The organism is Spirillospora sp. CA-142024, assembly GCF_050942325.1.
GTDB lineage: Bacteria > Actinomycetota > Actinomycetes > Streptosporangiales > Streptosporangiaceae > Spirillospora.
In genome coordinates this window covers 6195755-6213200 of sequence record NZ_CP192077.1, presented here as the reverse complement: position 1 = coordinate 6213200, position 17446 = coordinate 6195755, and the positions used below count along the sequence as shown (strand labels likewise).

14 protein-coding genes are annotated in these 17446 nt (G+C 73.8%); 6 read left to right on the top strand and 8 right to left on the bottom strand.

Annotated features, from left to right (window positions below; all coding sequences use genetic code 11):
* Positions 1-4: 4 nt before the first annotated feature.
* From ACQPZP_RS29480 to ACQPZP_RS29470, 3 genes are read left to right on the top strand one after another with little or no spacing between them, the layout of a single operon-like run.
* Positions 5-994 carry a sugar ABC transporter substrate-binding protein gene (locus tag ACQPZP_RS29480; protein WP_433472987.1) on the top strand — a complete coding sequence of 330 codons (990 nt, stop codon included), beginning with the start codon at positions 5-7 and terminating at the stop codon, positions 992-994.
* Positions 991-2052 carry an ABC transporter permease gene (locus ACQPZP_RS29475; RefSeq protein ID WP_433472986.1) on the top strand — a complete coding sequence of 354 codons (1062 nt, stop codon included), beginning with the start codon at positions 991-993 and terminating at the stop codon, positions 2050-2052. The genes ACQPZP_RS29480 and ACQPZP_RS29475 overlap by 4 nt, the downstream gene beginning before the upstream one ends.
* Complete coding sequence (locus ACQPZP_RS29470) at positions 2049-2915, top strand: ATP-binding cassette domain-containing protein (RefSeq protein ID WP_433472985.1); 867 nt, start codon at positions 2049-2051, stop codon at positions 2913-2915. The genes ACQPZP_RS29475 and ACQPZP_RS29470 overlap by 4 nt, the downstream gene beginning before the upstream one ends.
* A gap of 74 nt (positions 2916-2989) precedes the next feature.
* Here the strand turns inward: ACQPZP_RS29470 and ACQPZP_RS29465 are convergent, their stop codons facing one another.
* The 4 genes from ACQPZP_RS29465 to ACQPZP_RS29450 all read right to left on the bottom strand — a co-directional run bounded on the left by ACQPZP_RS29465 (position 2990) and on the right by ACQPZP_RS29450 (position 9097).
* The gene (locus tag ACQPZP_RS29465; RefSeq protein WP_433472984.1) at positions 2990-6337 is read right to left on the bottom strand and encodes a hypothetical protein; all 3348 of its coding nucleotides are present in this window, start codon (positions 6335-6337) and stop codon (positions 2990-2992) included.
* Between the two features lie 97 nt (positions 6338-6434).
* Positions 6435-7874 carry an aldehyde dehydrogenase gene (locus ACQPZP_RS29460; RefSeq protein ID WP_433472983.1) on the bottom strand — a complete coding sequence of 480 codons (1440 nt, stop codon included), beginning with the start codon at positions 7872-7874 and terminating at the stop codon, positions 6435-6437.
* A gap of 109 nt (positions 7875-7983) precedes the next feature.
* The gene (locus tag ACQPZP_RS29455) at positions 7984-8418 is read right to left on the bottom strand and encodes a deaminase (protein ID WP_433472982.1); all 435 of its coding nucleotides are present in this window, start codon (positions 8416-8418) and stop codon (positions 7984-7986) included.
* Complete coding sequence (locus tag ACQPZP_RS29450) at positions 8411-9097, bottom strand: RibD family protein (protein WP_433472981.1); 687 nt, start codon at positions 9095-9097, stop codon at positions 8411-8413. The genes ACQPZP_RS29455 and ACQPZP_RS29450 overlap by 8 nt, the downstream gene beginning before the upstream one ends.
* 118 nt (positions 9098-9215) lie before the next feature.
* Here ACQPZP_RS29450 and ACQPZP_RS29445 point away from each other — a divergent pair, with 118 nt between their 5' ends.
* A complete protein-coding gene (locus tag ACQPZP_RS29445) occupies positions 9216-10343 on the top strand; it encodes an exonuclease SbcCD subunit D (RefSeq protein WP_433472980.1) in 1128 nt (375 codons plus the stop codon).
* Complete coding sequence (locus ACQPZP_RS29440) at positions 10340-13363, top strand: AAA family ATPase (protein ID WP_433472979.1); 3024 nt, start codon at positions 10340-10342, stop codon at positions 13361-13363. Before ACQPZP_RS29445 ends, ACQPZP_RS29440 begins: the two co-directional genes overlap by 4 nt.
* A 27-nt stretch (positions 13364-13390) precedes the next feature.
* Here the strand turns inward: ACQPZP_RS29440 and ACQPZP_RS29435 are convergent, their stop codons facing one another.
* On the bottom strand, positions 13391-13759 hold the full coding sequence (locus ACQPZP_RS29435; protein ID WP_433472978.1) for a PH domain-containing protein: 369 nt from the start codon (positions 13757-13759) through the stop codon (positions 13391-13393).
* 47 nt (positions 13760-13806) lie between these two features.
* Entirely contained in the window at positions 13807-14259 is a 453-nt protein-coding gene (locus tag ACQPZP_RS29430) for a MarR family winged helix-turn-helix transcriptional regulator (RefSeq protein ID WP_433462584.1), read from the bottom strand.
* A gap of 103 nt (positions 14260-14362) precedes the next feature.
* On the opposite strand from ACQPZP_RS29430, the gene ACQPZP_RS29425 reads away from it, so the two are divergent.
* Positions 14363-15370, top strand: a complete 1008-nt coding sequence (locus tag ACQPZP_RS29425) for an SMP-30/gluconolactonase/LRE family protein (protein WP_433472977.1) — start codon at positions 14363-14365, stop codon at positions 15368-15370.
* 58 nt (positions 15371-15428) lie between these two features.
* Here ACQPZP_RS29425 and ACQPZP_RS29420 read toward each other — a convergent pair whose 3' ends face one another.
* Both ACQPZP_RS29420 and ACQPZP_RS29415 read right to left on the bottom strand, forming a co-directional pair.
* Positions 15429-16223: a citryl-CoA lyase gene (locus ACQPZP_RS29420; protein ID WP_433472976.1), complete on the bottom strand. Its 795-nt coding sequence runs from the start codon at positions 16221-16223 to the stop codon at positions 15429-15431.
* A complete protein-coding gene (locus ACQPZP_RS29415) occupies positions 16220-17437 on the bottom strand; it encodes a CaiB/BaiF CoA transferase family protein (RefSeq protein WP_433472975.1) in 1218 nt (405 codons plus the stop codon). Before ACQPZP_RS29415 ends, ACQPZP_RS29420 begins: the two co-directional genes overlap by 4 nt.
* Positions 17438-17446: the final 9 nt, after the last annotated feature.

The window sequence follows — 17446 nt, the reverse complement described above, 5'->3', positions numbered from 1 at the left end:
GTCGATGAGAGGCGTTTTCGCGCGTGGATCGTCGAGGGGACTCGCGGTGCTGGCCGCCGCGGGACTGCTGGCGCTGAGCGCCTGCAGCAGCTCGGGCGGCAAGAAGTCCGAGGAGGCGCCGGAGGGCGCCGGGCCCCGGCTGAAGATCGCGATGGTCACGCACTCCGGCGCGGGCGACACCTTCTGGGACATCGTGCAGAAGGGCGCGAAGGCCGCCGCCGCCAAGGACAACGTCGAGTTCCTGTACTCGGCGGACCCGGACGGCGGCAAGCAGGCCCAGCTGGTCCAGGCCGCGATCGACAAGAAGGTCGACGGCATCATCGTCACCCTCGCCAAGCCGGACGCGATGAAGGACGTGCTGGCGCGCGCCATCGCCGCGAAGATCCCGGTCGTGTCGATCAACTCCGGCGCCGCGGACTCGGCCAAGCTCGGCGCGATCGCGCACTTCGGGCAGGACGAGTCGATCGCCGGTGAGGCGGCCGGCACCGAGCTGGCGAAGATCGGCGCGAAGAAGGCGCTGTGCGTCGTCCACGAGCAGGGCAACGTCGGCCTGGAGGACCGCTGCGCCGGCGCGAAGAAGACGTTCGGCGGCGACATGCAGAACCTGTTCGTCCAGGGCACGAACATGCCGGAGGTGAAGTCGTCCATCACCGCCAAGCTGCAGGCCGACAAGAGCATCGACGGGATCCTGACGCTCGGCGCGCCGTTCGCCGCGACCGCCGTCGACTCGGTCAAGGAGACCGGCAGCAAGGCCAAGATCGGCACCTTCGACCTGAACAAGGACCTGATCGCCTCGATCGACTCCGGCGCCATCCAGTTCGCCGTCGACCAGCAGCCCTACCTGCAGGGGTACGAGGCCGTGGACGAGCTGTGGCTGCTGAAGAACAACGGCAACGTGCTCGGCGGCGGCCGTCCCGTGCTGACCGGCCCCGCGATCGTCACCAAGGAGAACGCGGGTCAGCTGGCGGCGTTCGCCAACCGGGGGACGCGATGACGCAGGCCGTGACCGAGCCGCCCCCGGTGGCCGGCCCTGGCTCCGACGAGCGTCTGGCCCGGCGGTCGCCGATGCGGCGGCTGCTGGGCCGCCCGGAGCTCGGCGCGCTGCTCGGCGCGGTCGCCCTGTTCGTGTTCTTCTCGATCGTCGCGGACGCGTTCCTGCAGACCGGGTCGTTCTCGACCGTGCTGTACGCCAGCTCGACGTTCGGGATCATGGCGGTCGGGGTGTCGCTGCTGATGATCGGCGGCGAGTTCGACCTGTCCGCCGGGGTGATGGTGACGTCCTCCGCGCTGATCGCCGCGCTGACCGCCTACCAGCTCACGCTGAACGTGTGGGCGGGCGTGGCGATCTCCCTGGTGCTGACGCTGGCGCTCGGCATGGTGAACGGCATCCTCTACGTCCGGACGAAGCTGCCGAGCTTCATCATCACGCTCGCGACGTTCTTCATGCTCGCCGGCCTGAACCTCGGCGTGACGAAGGCCCTCACCGGCAACGTCGCCAGCGACTCCGTCCGCGACATGGACGGCTTCGGCTCGGCGCGCTCGATCTTCGCGTCCGACATCGACGTCCTCGGCGTCAACGTGAAGATCACCGTGTTCTGGTGGCTGCTGTTCGTGGCGATCGCGACCTGGATCCTGCTGCGCACCCGCATCGGCAACTGGATCTTCGCGGTGGGCGGCTCGGCCGACAGCGCCCGCGCGGTCGGCGTCCCCGTGGCCCGGGTGAAGATCGGCCTGTTCATGGGGGTCGCGTTCTGCGCCTGGTTCTCCGGGATGCACCTGGTGTTCGCGTTCGCGACCGTCCAGTCGGGGGAGGGGGTCGGCAACGAGTTCCTGTACATCATCTGCGCGGTCATCGGCGGGTGCCTGCTGACCGGCGGCTACGGGTCGGCGATCGGCGCGGCCATCGGCGCGTTCATCTTCGGCATGACGAACAAGGGCATCGTGTACGCGGAGTGGAACCCCGACTGGTTCCGGTTCTTCCTCGGCGCGATGCTGCTGATCGCCACCGTGGTCAACCTGATCGTGCGGCGCAGAGTGGAGCGGTCGTCATGACGGACGCGAAGACCGAGGCGGAGGCGGACGCGAAGGGGCCGCCGCTGATCAGGCTGACCGGCGTCGGCAAGAACTACGGCAACGTCATCGCGCTGCGGGACGTGACGCTGGAGGCGTCCGCCGGCGAGGTCACGTGCGTGCTCGGCGACAACGGCGCGGGCAAGTCCACGCTCATCAAGGTCGTCGCCGGGCTGCACCGCCACGACACCGGCACCTACGAGGTCCAGGGCGAGGAGATCTCCTTCGGGTCGCCCCGCGAAGCGCTCGACCGAGGCATCGCGACGGTCTACCAGGACCTCGCGGTCGTCCCGCTGATGCCGGTCTGGCGGAACTTCTTCCTCGGGTCGGAGAAGCGCAAGGGGCTCGGCCGCATGGACATCGACTTCATGCGGAGGACCACCCGCGGCGAGATGGCCGCGATGGGCATCGACCTGCGGGACGTCGACCAGCCGATCGGGACGCTGTCGGGCGGCGAACGGCAGTGCGTGGCGATCGCCCGCGCCGTGTACTTCGGCGCCAAGGCCCTCGTCCTGGACGAGCCGACGGCGGCCCTGGGCGTCAAGCAGGCCGGGGTGGTGCTGCGCTACATCGTCCAGGCGCGGGAACGCGGCCTCGCGGTCATCTTCATCACCCACAACCCGCACCACGCCTACCCGGTCGGTGACCGCTTCCTGATCCTCAACCGGGGCCAGAGCATCGGCTACCACACCAAGGACGAGATCACCCGCGAGGAGCTGACCGGCCTCATGGCGGGCGGCAGCGAACTGGAGGAACTGGCCCACGAGCTGGACGCCGCGGGGTCGCCGGCCGCGGCCGGGCGGCTGACCAAGGAGGCCGAGCACCTGGGCCTCACCAAGGAGTGACCGGACCGCCCTCCCCGCGCCCGGCGGGCGCGGGGAGGGCGGTCGAGCCTCCTGGTATGCACCAGGAGGCGCCGTCACTCGCCGGCAGTGTGGATGTCGCGTGCGGTGAAGGCGACGTCGGGCGCCGGGTGGGTACGGAGGGTGCGCAGGAGCGTCCTCCACTCGGGTGGCCAGCCGGCGCGCGGGCCGTGCCGGTCGGTGAGCGCGCACGCGAAAAGGCCGCCCGCCAGGTCACCGCGGCCCGCGAGCCGCACCGCGTGCGGGCGCACGTCGTCCGCGTCCGGCAGCAGCCAGACCGAGGATCCCGAGTGCGGGCCGTTCGCGAGGGCCCGGGCGACCCACCGGACGGCGAGGGCGGCCACGCCCGCGCAGTCGTCGGCCAGCGCGTCCACGGTGGTGGCCGCGTCCGGCTCCGTCCAGCGCACGGTCGCGGCCGACAGCTCGCGCGCGAGCTGCGCCGGAAGCCGTCCGATGACGGCCCGCAAAGCGGGTTCGGCGGCGTCGCGGCGGTTGGCGGCGGAGCTGCGGAGCGCGTCCGCCAGCGCGGTCAGCCGCTGGGCCGCGGGCAGGTCGCGCTCGGCTTCGGCGTCAGCGACGTCGCCGGCCGCCGCGAGCGTCGCGGCGGCCCCGGCCAGCTCCTCCGTGCCGGTGCCGCCGATGGCGCACGAGACCAGCGTGAACAGGGCGGTCCGCCAGCTGCGCGTCTCTCCGAGGTCGGTGAGGACGCCGGCCAGCACCGCCGGGATCTCCGGCGCCCAGGGCGCCCACCGCCCGAGCGCGGACAGCGCCGGGTCCGACACCTCCGGGTCGGGGGAGTACGCCACCCGGACGGCCAGGTCCGCGAACGCGGCCCGCCACGCGTCCTGGATCTCGTACGGCCACGCGCCGAGCACCTGGCGGGCGAGGTCGCGGGGCCCGTCCGCGGCCTCGGCCAGGATCCGCCGCGCGACCGGCTCGGCCATGTGCGGGCGGACGGCCGACACGATCGCCGCGCGCACGTCGCGGTGCTGCCCCGGGTCGTCCCAGGCCGCCGCGACGACGTCCATCGCCTCCGGCACGCGGGTGCGCAGCAGGATCCGCAGCGCCTCCTTCCGCGCGGTGATCTTGCCGTCGGTGAGGACGGGGCGCAGCAGCGCCGCGAGCGCCGACGGCCGGACGAACCGCGCCGCGCGCCCCGCCGCGTACACGGCGACGTGCGCGTCGTCGGACGAGGCGTGCGCGAGCAGGTCGGGCAGGACGTCCTGCGGCCTGGCCGTCCACGGCGCGGCGGTCAGCGCCATCCGGCGCAGGTGGGTGTCGCCCGACTCCAGGAACGGGCGCAGCCGGGCGGCGTCCACGCCGGGAACGGTCGCGATCGCCGTGACCGCGCGTCCCCGGCTCGTGTCCGGAAGCCGTTCGTCGCGCGCGACCCGCTCCAGGAGGCTCAGGTAGGCGGTGTGCTGACGGGCCGTCCAGCGCCGCGTCCAGCGCGGCTCCACCCAAGGGACGTAGGTGACGTCGGCGCGCTGGAAACGGCCGGCGGGCGTGGCGTCCGACAGGACCAGGTGCAGGAGGTCGGTCCGCTCGGCGGCGATGGCGGCGAGCACGGCGGGGACGGCGACGGTCGACGGGTCCTTGGTGACGACGCGCTCGACGCGCTCCGCGCGGGTCGCCGGCGGCTCCAGCCAGAGTGTGATCGCGTCGCGGATCACCCCGTCCGCGCGGGCGTCCAGCGCCTTCTCCAGCGCGTCCTGGAGCACCTGGACGCCGTGGGCGCGGGGGCCGAGCGCCCGGACGAGCAGCAGCGCGAGGGCGTGGTCGTCGCGGCGCGCGCCCTCGTCGAGCAGCGGGACGAGCCGTTCGACGAGGCGGTGCTCCTGACCGCGGCGCAGGACGTGGTCGATCCGGCCGAGGCGAACGTGAGAGGCGCTGCCCATGAGGCGCGTCATCAGCCCGATGCCGGACACCGCCAGTTCGGCGTCGTCACGGACGGCGCCCTGCGCGAAGAACGTGAGAGCGATCCGCATGAGCATGTCGCGCGTCACGTCGGAGCAGTCACGGGCGTTCAGCGAGTCCTCGGTGAGCCGCTCGACGGCGGCCGCGTGCCCGGCCCGCAGTACCGTGCTCGGGACGGAAGCCAGGGCATGCAGCGCGGCGAGCCGCACGGGATTCTGCTCGTTCCGCAGCCGGCCGAGCGACTCCAGCAGGACGGCCAGCACCTCCGGGTCGCGCTCCCGCCCGGCGCACTCGACGAGCAGCCCGTAGCCCTCCGCGCGCTCCTCGGCGTCGGGCCTGCGCGTCTGCTCCTCCAGGACGGGCCGCGCCTCCTCGAACGGGAGGAACGCGGTGACGGCGCGCACCCGCCGCGGCCGTTCGGCGACCGTGCGCAGCGCCAGCATCCGGCGTGCCTCCCGGACCCGGACCGGGCGGGGCAGGACGTTCAGCAGCTCCTCCCCGAGCTCGGCGGCGGTGAGGTCCACACCGGCCATCGCCGCGTCGAACAGGGCGCCGCGCCGGCTGGGCGGGACCGTCTTCAGCAGCCGCCGCAGCACGTACTCGTCGTCGCGGAGGGCTCGGGCCACGGCGGTGAGCGCGTCCCCGCCGATGCGGGCGAGGCGTTCGCACAGGGAGCGGGAGTTCAGCAGCGAGGGGAGCATCGGCCGGCAGCCGTCCGACAGCAGCAGCCGCAGCGTCCGCTCCGGCTCGGCGTCCAGCAGCGCTCCGATCCGGGGCCGCACCGCCTCCGGCAGCCCGCCCGCGTGCCAGTAGTCCTCCACCAGGCCGAGGACGCGCCCCGGGTCGTGCCGTACGGCCGCCGCGACGCCCGGGCCGTTCCAGTGCCACCAGGAGTTCCGCGCGCTTCCGGCAAGATCGCGAAGCTCCCGCCCCGCCTGGTCCAGGACGGTCTCCGGATGGGCGCGGCCGAGTGAGCGGCGGTTCGGGACGGCGTGCGCCAGCCCGGCGAGGTGCTCGGCGGCCTGCTCCGGATCGCAGGCGGGCAGCAGCGCGGCGGCCTCGTCCGCGCCCCACCGCGCGGCGACCGGGCCGACGAGCGCGCCGGCGAGGTCCGCGCGGCGGTACCTGCGAATCGCCCGGTACGTCGCGGTCCGGATCGCGATCGGGGCGTCCGTCAGGCTCCGCACCAGCGGCTCCGGCGCCGGCGTGTACCGCACCGACAGCCGGATCGCCTGCAGCGCCAGCGCCGTGTCGGGGTCGCGCGCCGCCGCGAGGATGTGCGCGAGCGACGCCTCGTCCCGCACCGCGGACGCGATGAACAGCGCGACCGACCGCTCGTAGTGGCCGCGTCCTCCCAGCTCCGCGAGCAGCGCGGTGAGTTCCGGCCCGCCCGCGAGCCTCCGCAGGCCGACCAGGCGGCGGACGCGGTCAGGGTAGGAGAGGGGCTCGATCTCGTCGAGCAGATCGTCGGCGCGCATGAGCTGCATCGTTCCGGATCATCCGCCCCGATTCACCCGGTTTTCCGTTACTCGGGCGGCCACCGCGCCCCCGGGACGGAATCGGCGGGGGCGCGGGGCCGGGCCGTCACGCCGGTGCGGGGTGGGGGATGGACTTGTGCTCCAGGTAGGCGCGCATGCCCTCGGGGCCGAGCTCGCGGCCGAGACCGCTGTTCTTGTAGCCGCCGAACGGCGTGTTCGGGTCGAGCGTGTACATGTTCACTCCGCAGCTGCCGGTGCGGATCCGGCGGGCGACCTCGACGCCGTGGCCGACGTCGGACGTCCACACCGAGCCGCCGAGGCCGTAGTCGCTGTCGTTGGCGATCCTGACGGCGTCGGCCTCGTCCTCGTAGGGGATGAGGACGAGCACCGGCCCGAAGATCTCCTCGCGGGCGATGCGCATGTCGTTGCCGACGTCGCCGAACACGGTCGGGGCGACGTACCAGCCGCGGTCGTGCGGCCGGTTCAGCCCGCCGGTGATCAGCTTGGCGCCCTCGTCCTGGCCGATCCGGATGTAGTTCTCCACGCGCTCCTGCTGCCGCCTGGCGACCAGCGGGCCGATCTCGCTGCCGTAGTCGGCGGGGTCGCCGACGTTCAGGCCGCCGACCATGGTCGCGAGCGCGTCGGCGACCTCGTCGTAGCGGCGGCGGGACGCGAGGATGCGGGTCTGCGCCGCGCACGCCTCGCCGTTGTTCATCAGCGACGCCAGCTTGAAGCCCTCGACGGTGGAGGCGAGGTCGGCGTCGTCCAGGATGATCGCGGCTGACTTGCCGCCGAGTTCGAGGGTGACCCGCTTGAGCTGCTCCCCGCACACCGCGCCGATCTTGCGGCCGGCGGCGGTGGAGCCGGTGAAGGACACCTTGTCGACGTCCGGGTGCGCGACGAGGTACGCGCCGACCTCGCGCCCGGCCGGGACGAAGTTGACGACGCCCTCCGGGATCCCGGCCTCCTTGATCCACTCGGCGAGCAGGTAGGAGTCGAGCGGCGTCTCCGGGGACGGCTTGGCCACCACCGTGCAGCCGGCGATCAGCGCGGGCGCGAGCTTGAGCATCAGGGTGAACTGCGGGACGTTCCACGGGACGATCGCCGCGACGACGCCGACGGGTTCCTGCGTGACCGTGACCGGCCCCAGCATGCCCTGCCGCTGCTCCTCCCAGGTGTAGGAGCCGGCGAGGTCCACGTAGTACTGCAGGACCATCTGCGGGATCGCGGACTGCCCGAACACCGAGAACATGATGGGCGACCCCATCTCCGCGGTGACGAGGTCGGCCATCTCCTGCTGCCGCTCGGCGTAGATCGCCGACAGCCGGCCGACGATCCCGGCGCGCTCCGCGGGCGTCATCCGGGGCCAGGGGCCCTCGTCGAACGCGCGCCGCGCCGCCGCGACGGCCGCGTCGATGTCGCCCTCGGTGCCCTCGGGCACCCGCCCGATGACCTCCTCGGTGTGCGGGGAGACGACGTCGATGGTGCCGGTGCCGGCCGGTGCGGTCCACTCGCCGCCGATGAACAGCCGATCGTGCTCGCGCATGCTGCTGTGCCTCCCTGCCCGCCGGGCCGATTCGGGTAACCGAATGCTTGCTTGGGCTCAGCATCGCATGCGGTCCCGGGGCGTTGGCAAGAGGAATGAGACTCGCGTCTCATTTCCCGAGGAGATGGGCGTTGGGTTCGCGGGCCCGGCCGGCCAGTTCCGGCACCTCGACCAGCTCGACCCCCGCCGCCGCGAGGATCTCGGCGCCCCTCCCCGCGGCGAACAGCGCCGGCTCCCGCCACGCGAACACCACGCGGCGGGCGCCCGACGCGACGATCAGCTCCGCGCACGTCCGGGGGCGGGACGCCCGGTGCCCGCACGGTTCGAGCGAGCTGTACACGGTGGAGCCGGTCAGGTCCCGGGCGGCCTTGGCGAGGGCGGCCTCCTCGGCGTGGTCGTGCGGATCGTGCTCGCGGGAGAAGCCGCGCGCGACCTCCCGGCCGTCCGCGCCGACGACGACCGCGCCCACGGAGAACGCCGTGCTCGACGGCGGGCACAGGGCCGCCAGATCGCAGGCGAGCTCCAGCCAGCCGAGATCATCCACGCACGTGCCCGATCACGTAGCGGAGCAGTGCCAGGTCGCCGATGCGCGTGACCTCCTCCAGCCGCATGGGGCGTTCCGGTGACTGCGGGAACACCCCGGACCGGACGAACCGCGGCGCGGACGGGTCGCCGACGAAGAACGGCGCCACCACGAGGTGGATCTCGTCCACCAGGTCCGCCGTCAGGAACAGCGTGTGGACGCCGCCGCCGCCCTCGACCATCAGCCGCCGGACGCCCCGCCTCGCGAGGTCGGCGAGCACCGTCCGCAGCGCGAGCGGGTCGCCCGCGTCCACGACCTCGGCGCGGCCCTCCAGCCGGGGCGCCAGCTCGCCGGCCGTGCCGGACGGCGCGTACACGAGCTTCGGCGACTCGCCCGTGGTGAAGAAGCGCGCGCCGGGGTCCAGGCCGCCGCTCCAGGTCAGCGTCACCTTGGTGAGGTCGGCGGGCAGTCCGCGCGCCACCCGCTGCTCCCGCCGCGCCGCGGAGCGGATCAGCAGCCGGGGATCGTCGGCGCGCACCGTCCCGGCGCCGACGAGGATCGCGTCGCAGCCGGCCCGCACCGCGTCGACCCGGTCCCAGTCCGCCGTGCTGGACAGCCGCAGCCGCTCGGGAGTCGCGTCGTCGATGTAGCCGTCGGCGGACATCGCGCAGCTCAGCAGCACATGGGGACGCTCGCTCACGCCGCAACCCTACGGGAGCGCGCAGGCCCGTGACCGCATGGGGTTTCGGAGATCGTTCGGGACGACTCGGCGTTTCTGCGCGGGATGTGTCGGAGGGGGTGCCTATGGTTGCTGCGACATGCGATTCCTGCACACCTCCGACTGGCATCTCGGCAGATCGTTCCACCGCGAGGACCTGCTGGCCGCGCAGGCGGCGTTCGTCGACCACCTGGTCGAGACCGTCACGGCGGAGCGGGTCGACTGCGTGCTGGTCTCCGGGGACGTCTACGACCGCGCGCTGCCCGGCGTGGACGCCGTCCGGCTGTGCGACGAGGCGCTGGCGCGGCTCGCCGCCCGCACCCGGGTCGTGGTCATCGCCGGCAACCACGACTCGGCGCGCCGCCTCGGGTTCGGGTCGGCGCTGATGGACGCGGCCGGCGTGCACGTCCGCACCGACTTCGCGGCCGTTGGGGAGCCGGTCATCGTCGGCGACGCCGCCGTCTACGGCATCCCCTACCTGGAACCCGAACTCGTCCGGCACCCATGGGAGCTGGACGAGCGCAGCCACGCCGCCGCGCTCACCGAGGCCATGCGCCGCGTCCGCGAGGACGCCGCGGCCCGCGCCGAGCGATCTGTCGTCCTCGCCCACGCGTTCGTCACCGGCGGCGAGTCCAGCGAGAGCGAACGCGACATCTCGGTCGGCGGATCGTCGCAGGTGTCCGCGTCGGTCTTCGAGGGCGTCGACTACGCCGCGCTCGGCCACCTGCACGGCGCCTGGCGCATCACCGACCGGGTCCGCTACTCGGGCTCGCCGCTCGCGTACTCGTTCTCCGAGGAGAAGCACGTCAAAGGCTCCTGGCTCATCGATCTGCGCGAGGACGGCGTCGCGTCGGAGTTCGTGGAGGCGCCCGTCCCGCGCCGCCTCGCCCGGTTGAAAGGCCGCCTGGACGACCTGCTCGGCGACCCGGCCCACGAGGCGCTCGAAGACCGCTGGCTGCAGGTCACGCTCACCGACGCGCGCCGCCCGTCCGCCGCGATGGAACGGCTGCGCCGCCGCTTCCCTCACACGCTCGTCCTCGGCTTCGAGCCGGCGGGCGGCGGGACGGACGGCGCCCGCACCTGGTCCGGGCGCGTCCGCGAACGCTCGGCCCTCGAAATCGCGGGCGACTTCGTCGCCGAGGTGACCGACGGCCCCGCCACCGGCGCCGAGCGCGCCCTCCTCCACGAGGCCTTCGAGGCCTGCCGCCGCAAGGAGGCGCTCGCTTGAGGCTGCACCGGCTGGAGATCGCGGCGTTCGGGCCGTTCTCGGGGACGGAGGTCATCGACTTCGACGCGCTGTCGGACGCCGGGCTGTTCCTCATCCAGGGCCGGACGGGCGCGGGCAAGACGAGCATCCTCGACGCGGTCTGCTTCGCCCTCTACGGGCAGGTGCCCGGCGTCCGCAACGCGGCGAAGGGGCTGCGCAGCGATCACGCGCCGCCCGGCGCCGGGCCGCGCGTCGTGCTGGAGACGACGATCCGGGGCCGCCGGCTGCGCATCACGCGGTCCCCGGCGTGGGAGCGGCCGAAACTGCGCGGTTCCGGGACGACCCTGGAGCACGCGAAGGTCGTTCTGGAGGAGTCCGAGCACGGCGGGTGGATCGGGCTCACCACGCGGCTGGACGAGGCGGGCGACCTGGTGTCGCGGATGCTCGGGATGACCGCCGTCCAGTTCTGCCAGGTGGCGATGCTGCCGCAGGGCGAGTTCGCCGGGTTCCTGCGCGCCGGCGCCGACGAGCGCCGCAAGGTGCTGGAGCGCCTCTTCGCCGCCGAGGTGTTCACGCAGGTCGAGAAGTGGCTGGCCGACCGGCGCGCGGCCACCGGGCGGGAGGCCGCCGAGTTCGGCGCCGTCGCGGCCTCGATCGCCGACCGGATCGCCGGGACGACCGGTGCCGCGCCGCCGCGCGGGGAACGTCCGGTCGTGCCCGCTCCGCGCCGCGGCGAGCCCGCCGTGGAGCCGTTCGCCGAGGTGGAGGCGCTGCCCGCATGGGCCGCCGAGCTGGCCGGCGGGCACGAGGACGTCCGCTCAACGGTCGAGGAATTGCGCGCGGGCGTCACCGCGACGCTGCGCGCGGCGCGCGAGGCGCTCGACGAGGCGAAGGCGATCGCCGACCGGCGGCGCCGCCACGCCGAGGCCGTCGCCAGGCGGGACGCCCTGGCCGAACGGGCGGAGGAGAAGTCCCGGCTGGCGTCGCGGCTCGACGCCGCCGCCCGTGCCGACCGGGCCGTCCCGCTGGTCAAGGACGTCCAGGCCCGGTACGGCGAGGCGGCCCGGGCACGCCGCTGGGCCGACGAGACCCGCTCCAGGGTCGCCGCGCTGCTGCCGCCGAAGGCGCCCGAGGACGTCCTCGCCAAGGCCGAGCGCGACCGCCGCGACCAGGTCGCGGCGCTGGACGGGCACCGCCGTGCGACGGCTCGGCTCAAGCGGATCGAAGACGAGCGAGCGGAACTCGGCCGCGAGTTGTCCCGCCTCGAACCCGAGGAGGCCGGGCTCGGCGCGATGGTCGCCGACCTGCCGGGCATCGTCGCGGCGCGGCAGGCCGAACGCGACGAGGCCAGGGCCGCGGCGGCACGGCTGGCCGGCGCCGAGGCCGCCGCGACCGCCGCCCGGCACCGCTTCGAGGCGGCGCGGCGCCGTGACCAGGTGGAGCACCTGCTCGGCGACGCCGAGGCGGCGCACCGCGACATGGTCGACGCCGCCCAGGCCGCGCGGCAACGAGTTCTCGACCTTCGCCAGGCGCGTCTCGACGGCATGGCCGCGGTGCTCGCCGGCGAGCTGAAGGACGGTGAGCCGTGCCTGGTCTGCGGTGCGACGGAGCACCCCGACCCCGTCGCCTCCCTCGCCGTGATCCCGACCGAGGAGCAGGTGGACGAGGCGCAGGCCGCCGCCGACAGTGCGCAGGCCGGCCGCGAGGAGAGCGGACGGCAGGTCGAGGCCCTCCGCACCGAACGCGACGGCCTCCTTGAGACCTCCGGCGAGGTCACGGCCGAGTCGCTCGGCGAGGAACTCGCCGAAGCCGATCGGACCGTCCGCGAGACGGCGGCCCGCGCCGCGGACGCCGAACGGCTGGAGGAGGCCCTCCACCGGGACGAGCGGGAACTCGCTCGGGTCCGCGACAAGAGGGAGGAGATCACGCTCGCCCTCACCGCGAACCGCACCGAGGACCAGAAGCTCGCCGACGAGCAGGCGAGGCTGTCCGCCGAGCTCGACGATGCGCGAGGCGACGATCCCAGCCTTGAGGCGCGCATCGCACGTCTCGGCCGGGAGGCCGACGCGCTCGCCGAGGCGGTCGAGGCGTCGCGCGCCTCCGGCCGCGCCGACGAGGAGCTGTCCGCCGCCCGTGCGAAGGCGAGGCAGGGGGCCGAGGAGCAGGGCTTCGGAACGCCCGAGGAGGTCCTCGCGGCCGCACTGTCCGACGAGGACCAGGGGGAGCTCCGCGACGGGATCCGCCGCCTGGACGACGAGGAGGCGGCGGTCCGCGCGCTCCTCAAGGACCCGGCGCTGGCGGCGGCCGCCGCCGAACCCGAACCCGACCTGGCCGCGCTCGAAGCGTCGGTGCAGGTGGCGGAGGCGGCGCACACCGAGGCCGCGAACGCCGCCGACCGGGCCCGGCACCGCTGCGACCGCCTCGCCGAGCTCCGCGCGGAACTGGACCGGGCCGTCCGCGCGTGGCGTCCGGCCGCCGAACGGCACGCGGTCGCCGAGCGGCTCGCGGGCCTGACCTCGGGCAAGCACGGCGCGAACCGGCACGCGATGTCGCTGTCGGCGTACGTGCTGGCGGCCCGCCTCGAACAGGTCGTCGCCGCAGCGAACGAGCGGCTGCACCGCATGTCCGGGGGGCGTTACGCCCTCGTCCACACCACCGAGAAGGCGGCCGGCGACCGCACCAGGGGCGCCGGCGGCCTCGGCCTGCGCGTCGCCGACTCCTGGACGGGCCTCGAACGCGACCCGGTGACCCTGTCCGGCGGCGAGTCGTTCATCACCTCGCTGTCCCTGGCGCTCGGGCTCGCCGACGTCGTCACCGCCGAGGCGGGCGGCACCGAGATCGGCACCCTGTTCGTCGACGAGGGGTTCGGCACGCTCGACGAGGAGACGCTCGACGAGGTCCTGGACGTCCTCGACGGCCTGCGCGACGGCGGCCGGGCGGTCGGCATCGTCAGCCACGTCGCGGAACTGCGCGCCCGCATCCCCGCACAGCTCCGCGTCGCCAAGGACCGCGCCGGCTCCACCGCCCGCGTCGTCGTCTGACCGGCGGCCCTTCGGGCCGCGGCGGGGTCAGCCGGAGATGTACTGCAGGATCACGTTGTGCACGTGGTGGCTCTTGTCGGAGCCGCGGAACTCGATCTCGTAGGTGTGGGTGCCGACGTTGATCGCGATCGACCCGGTGGAGAAGTACGACCCGGCCCACGACTTGTTGCTGACCACGCTCACCGAGGTGATCTTGGAGTAGGGGACGCTGGTGATCGCGTACCTCTTGCCCGCGAAGCTCTTGTCCTGGATGATCACGCGGCGGTCGGTGAGGCCGATGAACCCGGTGCCGGTGCCGACGGCGTCGTAGACGGCGATGATCTGCTCGCCGGGCAGCAGCCCGCTCTCGATCTGCTTGAGCTGACCCGACCTGTCGTGCTCGACTTCGTTGCCCATGAGCCCTCCCGTGCCGGCGGTGTTCGTCCCGTTCCGTAGTGAGTGTCTCAGCCGCCGGGAGCGGACCGCGCGGCATCCAGGAAGCCGACGCACCGGCCCAGCAGCGCGATCAGCGTCTCCCGCTCCGCGTCGGTGAACTCGGCGGCGAGCCCCCGCTCGACCCGGACCGCGCGGGCGTCGGCGTTCTCCAGCACCGCCTCGCCCTCGGCGGTGAGCCGGGTCTCCAGGATGTTGCGGTGCCATTCGTGCGGGGTGCGCTCGATCAGCCCGCGCTCCTGGAGGTTCTTCAGGACGGTGTTCATCGTCGGCGGGGTGACCGCGCACGCGCGGGCCAGCGCGGCCGCCGACATCCCCGGGTGGTCGGCGAGATGGAGCAGCGCCGCGTACTGCGGGACCGTGAGCCCGCTCGGCTTCAGCGCCGCGTGCTTGGCCCCGTTGAGCGCCTGCTCGGCACGCTTGAGGTGGGAGCCGAGCCGCTCCGGGGCGGGCATCGAGGTCATTCCCGCATGGTATCGAGCCGCGAAGAGAAGTCCGTTGACGAGTATTAGAGTTCTAACTATCGTATGAACGCATTCTAAGAATCTAGCTCGAATGGAGACGTTCATGTCGCGCTTCCAGCGCTCCACGGCGGCAGCGGCGGCCGCCCTGGCCGTCGCCGTGCTGCCCGCGTCCGTGGCCCTGGCCTCGCCCTCCGGCGCCTCGCCGACGACCGCCTCGCACGCGCGGATCTCCACGGCCTATGTCCTTCCGGGAGACCGCGTGTACCCGGAGGGGATCGCCGCCGACCCCCGGAGCGGCACGATGTACGCCGGTTCCTTCGCGGACGGCACCGTCTACCGGATGCGGCCGGGCCACCGCGTGGCCGAGGTGTTCCTCCCGGCGGGCGCGGACGGCCGCCACACCGCCAACGGCCTGAAGGTCGACCGGGCGGGACGGCTCTGGGTGATCGACTCCTCGTCCGGCGTCGCGGTCTACGACGCGCGAAGCCGCCGCCTCCTGGCGCGGTTCACCGTCCCGGGCGACGGCGCCCGGTTCGTCAACGACCTCGCCATCGCCCCGGACGGCACCGCCTACCTGACCGACAGCGCCCGCGCGGTCGTCTACCAGGTCACGCCGGACGACCTGGCGAAGGCGCGGGGTGGACACGGCACGCTGGCCACCCGGTTCGACCTGGACGGCGTCCTCGAACCGCACAAGCCAGGCGATTTCACCCTGAACGGGATCGTCGCCGACCCCGCCGGCCGGTTCGTCCTGACCGACGACATGCTCGGCGGGGATCTCTACCGGCTGGACATCAGCACCGGCGCGATCCGGAAGGTCGCCCTGGACGGGGGCGACATGCACAACGCCGACGGGCTCGAACTCCAGAACGGGCGGATCTGGACGGCCGACAACGTCGACAACGTCCTCACCCGCTGGCGAGTCGCGCGCGACGGAACGCGGGCCCGCCTTGAGCGCACGCTGGCGGACCCGTCCCTCCAGGTCCCGACGACGCTCGTCCGCCGCGACGGGACGCTCTACGTGGTCCGCTCGCAGTTCGACAAGGGCGGCCCGCTCGGCGACGGCACCCCGGAGATCCCGTTCACCGTCGCCGCCGTCCGGGGGATCTGAAGAGCGGAGCGAACCGGGGGGTGTGGGGGGTCGTCCCCCCACAGGCGGCTCTGATCCGTCAGGACGGCGGACGGTAGGCGGGCAGGACCGAGCGCGGTACCGGTCCCTTGTTGCGCCGGCCGCTCTGGGTCTCCTCCCAGGCGTGCGCGAGGATGCCGATGCTGCGGCTCAGCACGAACAGGCCGCGGGCCAGGGGGGCGGGGAAGCCGAGTTCGGCGTAGACGATCGCGGTGGCGCCGTCGATGTTCATCGGCACCGGCCTCTCCCGGCCCCGGGCCAGGTACGCCTCCACGGCCAGGCCGGCGCGCAGGTGGCCGCCCGGGACGACACCGTCCCGGGCGGCCTCCTCCACCAGGGACAGCAGCGGGTCCCGGCGCGGGTCCACCGGGTGGAACCGGTGGCCGAACCCCGGCAGGTAGCGGGGCCAGGCCGCGACGACCTCCGCGGTCGCGGTGTCCAGCCCGGCTCCCGCGGACTCCCGTTCGAGGATCTCGTCCAGCAGCCGGACGCACTGCTCCCCGGCGCCGCCATGGGAGTCGCCCAGGGTGTTCACCGCGCTGGCGACGGCGCCGTTGAGGCCGATGCCGCAGGTGGCGGCCATCCGCGCGATGGCGATCGAGGGCGCCTGCGGGCCGTGGTCGACGGCGGCGACGAGCGCCGCGTCGAGCAGCGCCGCCTGCCGGGGCGAGGGCGGGTCGCCGCGCAGCATCAGCCAGATCATGGAGGTGAGGCCGGTGGTGCCGATGAGCTCCTGGACCGGACGTCCCCGCAGCTCGATCACACCGGGCTCCATGCGGCTGATGCCGGTGGCCCACCACTCGCCGACGGCCCCCGTCGGATCGACGTCGCTCACGGGGTCTCCCGCCGCGTGCCGTTCATGGCGGCGTCGTCCTCCCGGCCGTTCCAGCGGGCCGTGAGGGTCTCCCTTTCGCCGTTCTGCTGGCCGAGCAGCGGGGGAGGGGCGGCCGGCCGCAGCGCCTCGCCGTCGTGCAGGACCCCGCTGCCCGCGACCCGGAGGACGCGCCCGGACCCGTCCGGGAACGGGAGATCGGTGAAGAAGCCGCGGTGGTCGAGCTGTTCGAGCCGGACGGCCTGCGGGACGTCGGTGACCCGGGCGGCGGGGACCCCGGCCGCACCGAGGAGTTCCTCCCATTCCGCGGCGGTGCGGCGGCGCAGCGCGCGGTTCAGCTCGTCCGTCAGCTCGTCGCGGTGCAGCTTGCGCGCCTCCCGGTCGGCGAACCGGGGGTCGTCGAGGAGATCGCGCCGGTCGAGGAGGCCGCAGAGCGTCTCGAACTGCCGCTGCCGGTTGGCCGCGATGTTCAGCGGCCCGTCGGCGGCCTCGAACGTGCCGGACGGCGCGGCGGTGGCGTTCTGGGTCCCCATCGGCTCGGGCGCGACCCCGCTGACCAGGTAGTTGGAGACCGCCCAGCCCATCGCAGAGACGGCCGCCTCCAGCATCGACACGTCCAGGAACGTCCCCCCGCCGGTGCGGGACCGGCCGGCCAGCGCGGCCGCGATGTGCAGCGCGGCGGCCAGCCCTCCGATCGTGTCGCAGACGGGGAAGCCGACGCGCAGCGGGGCGGTCTCCTTGGTCCCGGTGACGCTCATCATCCCGGACAGCCCCTGGATGATCTGGTCGTAGGCGGGCGCCTGGCTCATCGGGCCGGTCTGCCCGAACCCGGAGATGGCGCAGTAGACCAGCCGCGGGTTCAGCTCCCGCAGCCGCGGCCACCCGAAGCCGAGCCGGTCGAGGACACCGGCCCGGAAGTTCTCCAGCAGCACGTCCGCCCCGCGGACCATCGCCGCGAAGCCGGCGCGGCCGTCGGTGTCCTTGAGGTCGAGCTCGACCGACTTCTTCCCCGCGTTCTGGGCGAGGAACGAGGCGCCGAGGCCGCCGCGGTTCAGCTCGGCGTCCGGGCCGAGCCGGCGGGCGAGGTCGCCCTGGCCGGGCACCTCGATCTTGACGACCTCGGCCCCGAGCAGCATCAGCTGGTAGCTGCAGTACGGCCCGGCGAGGACGTTGGTGAGGTCGAGGACCCGGATGCCGCTGAGCGGTCGCTCCTGCATGCGCGTGCT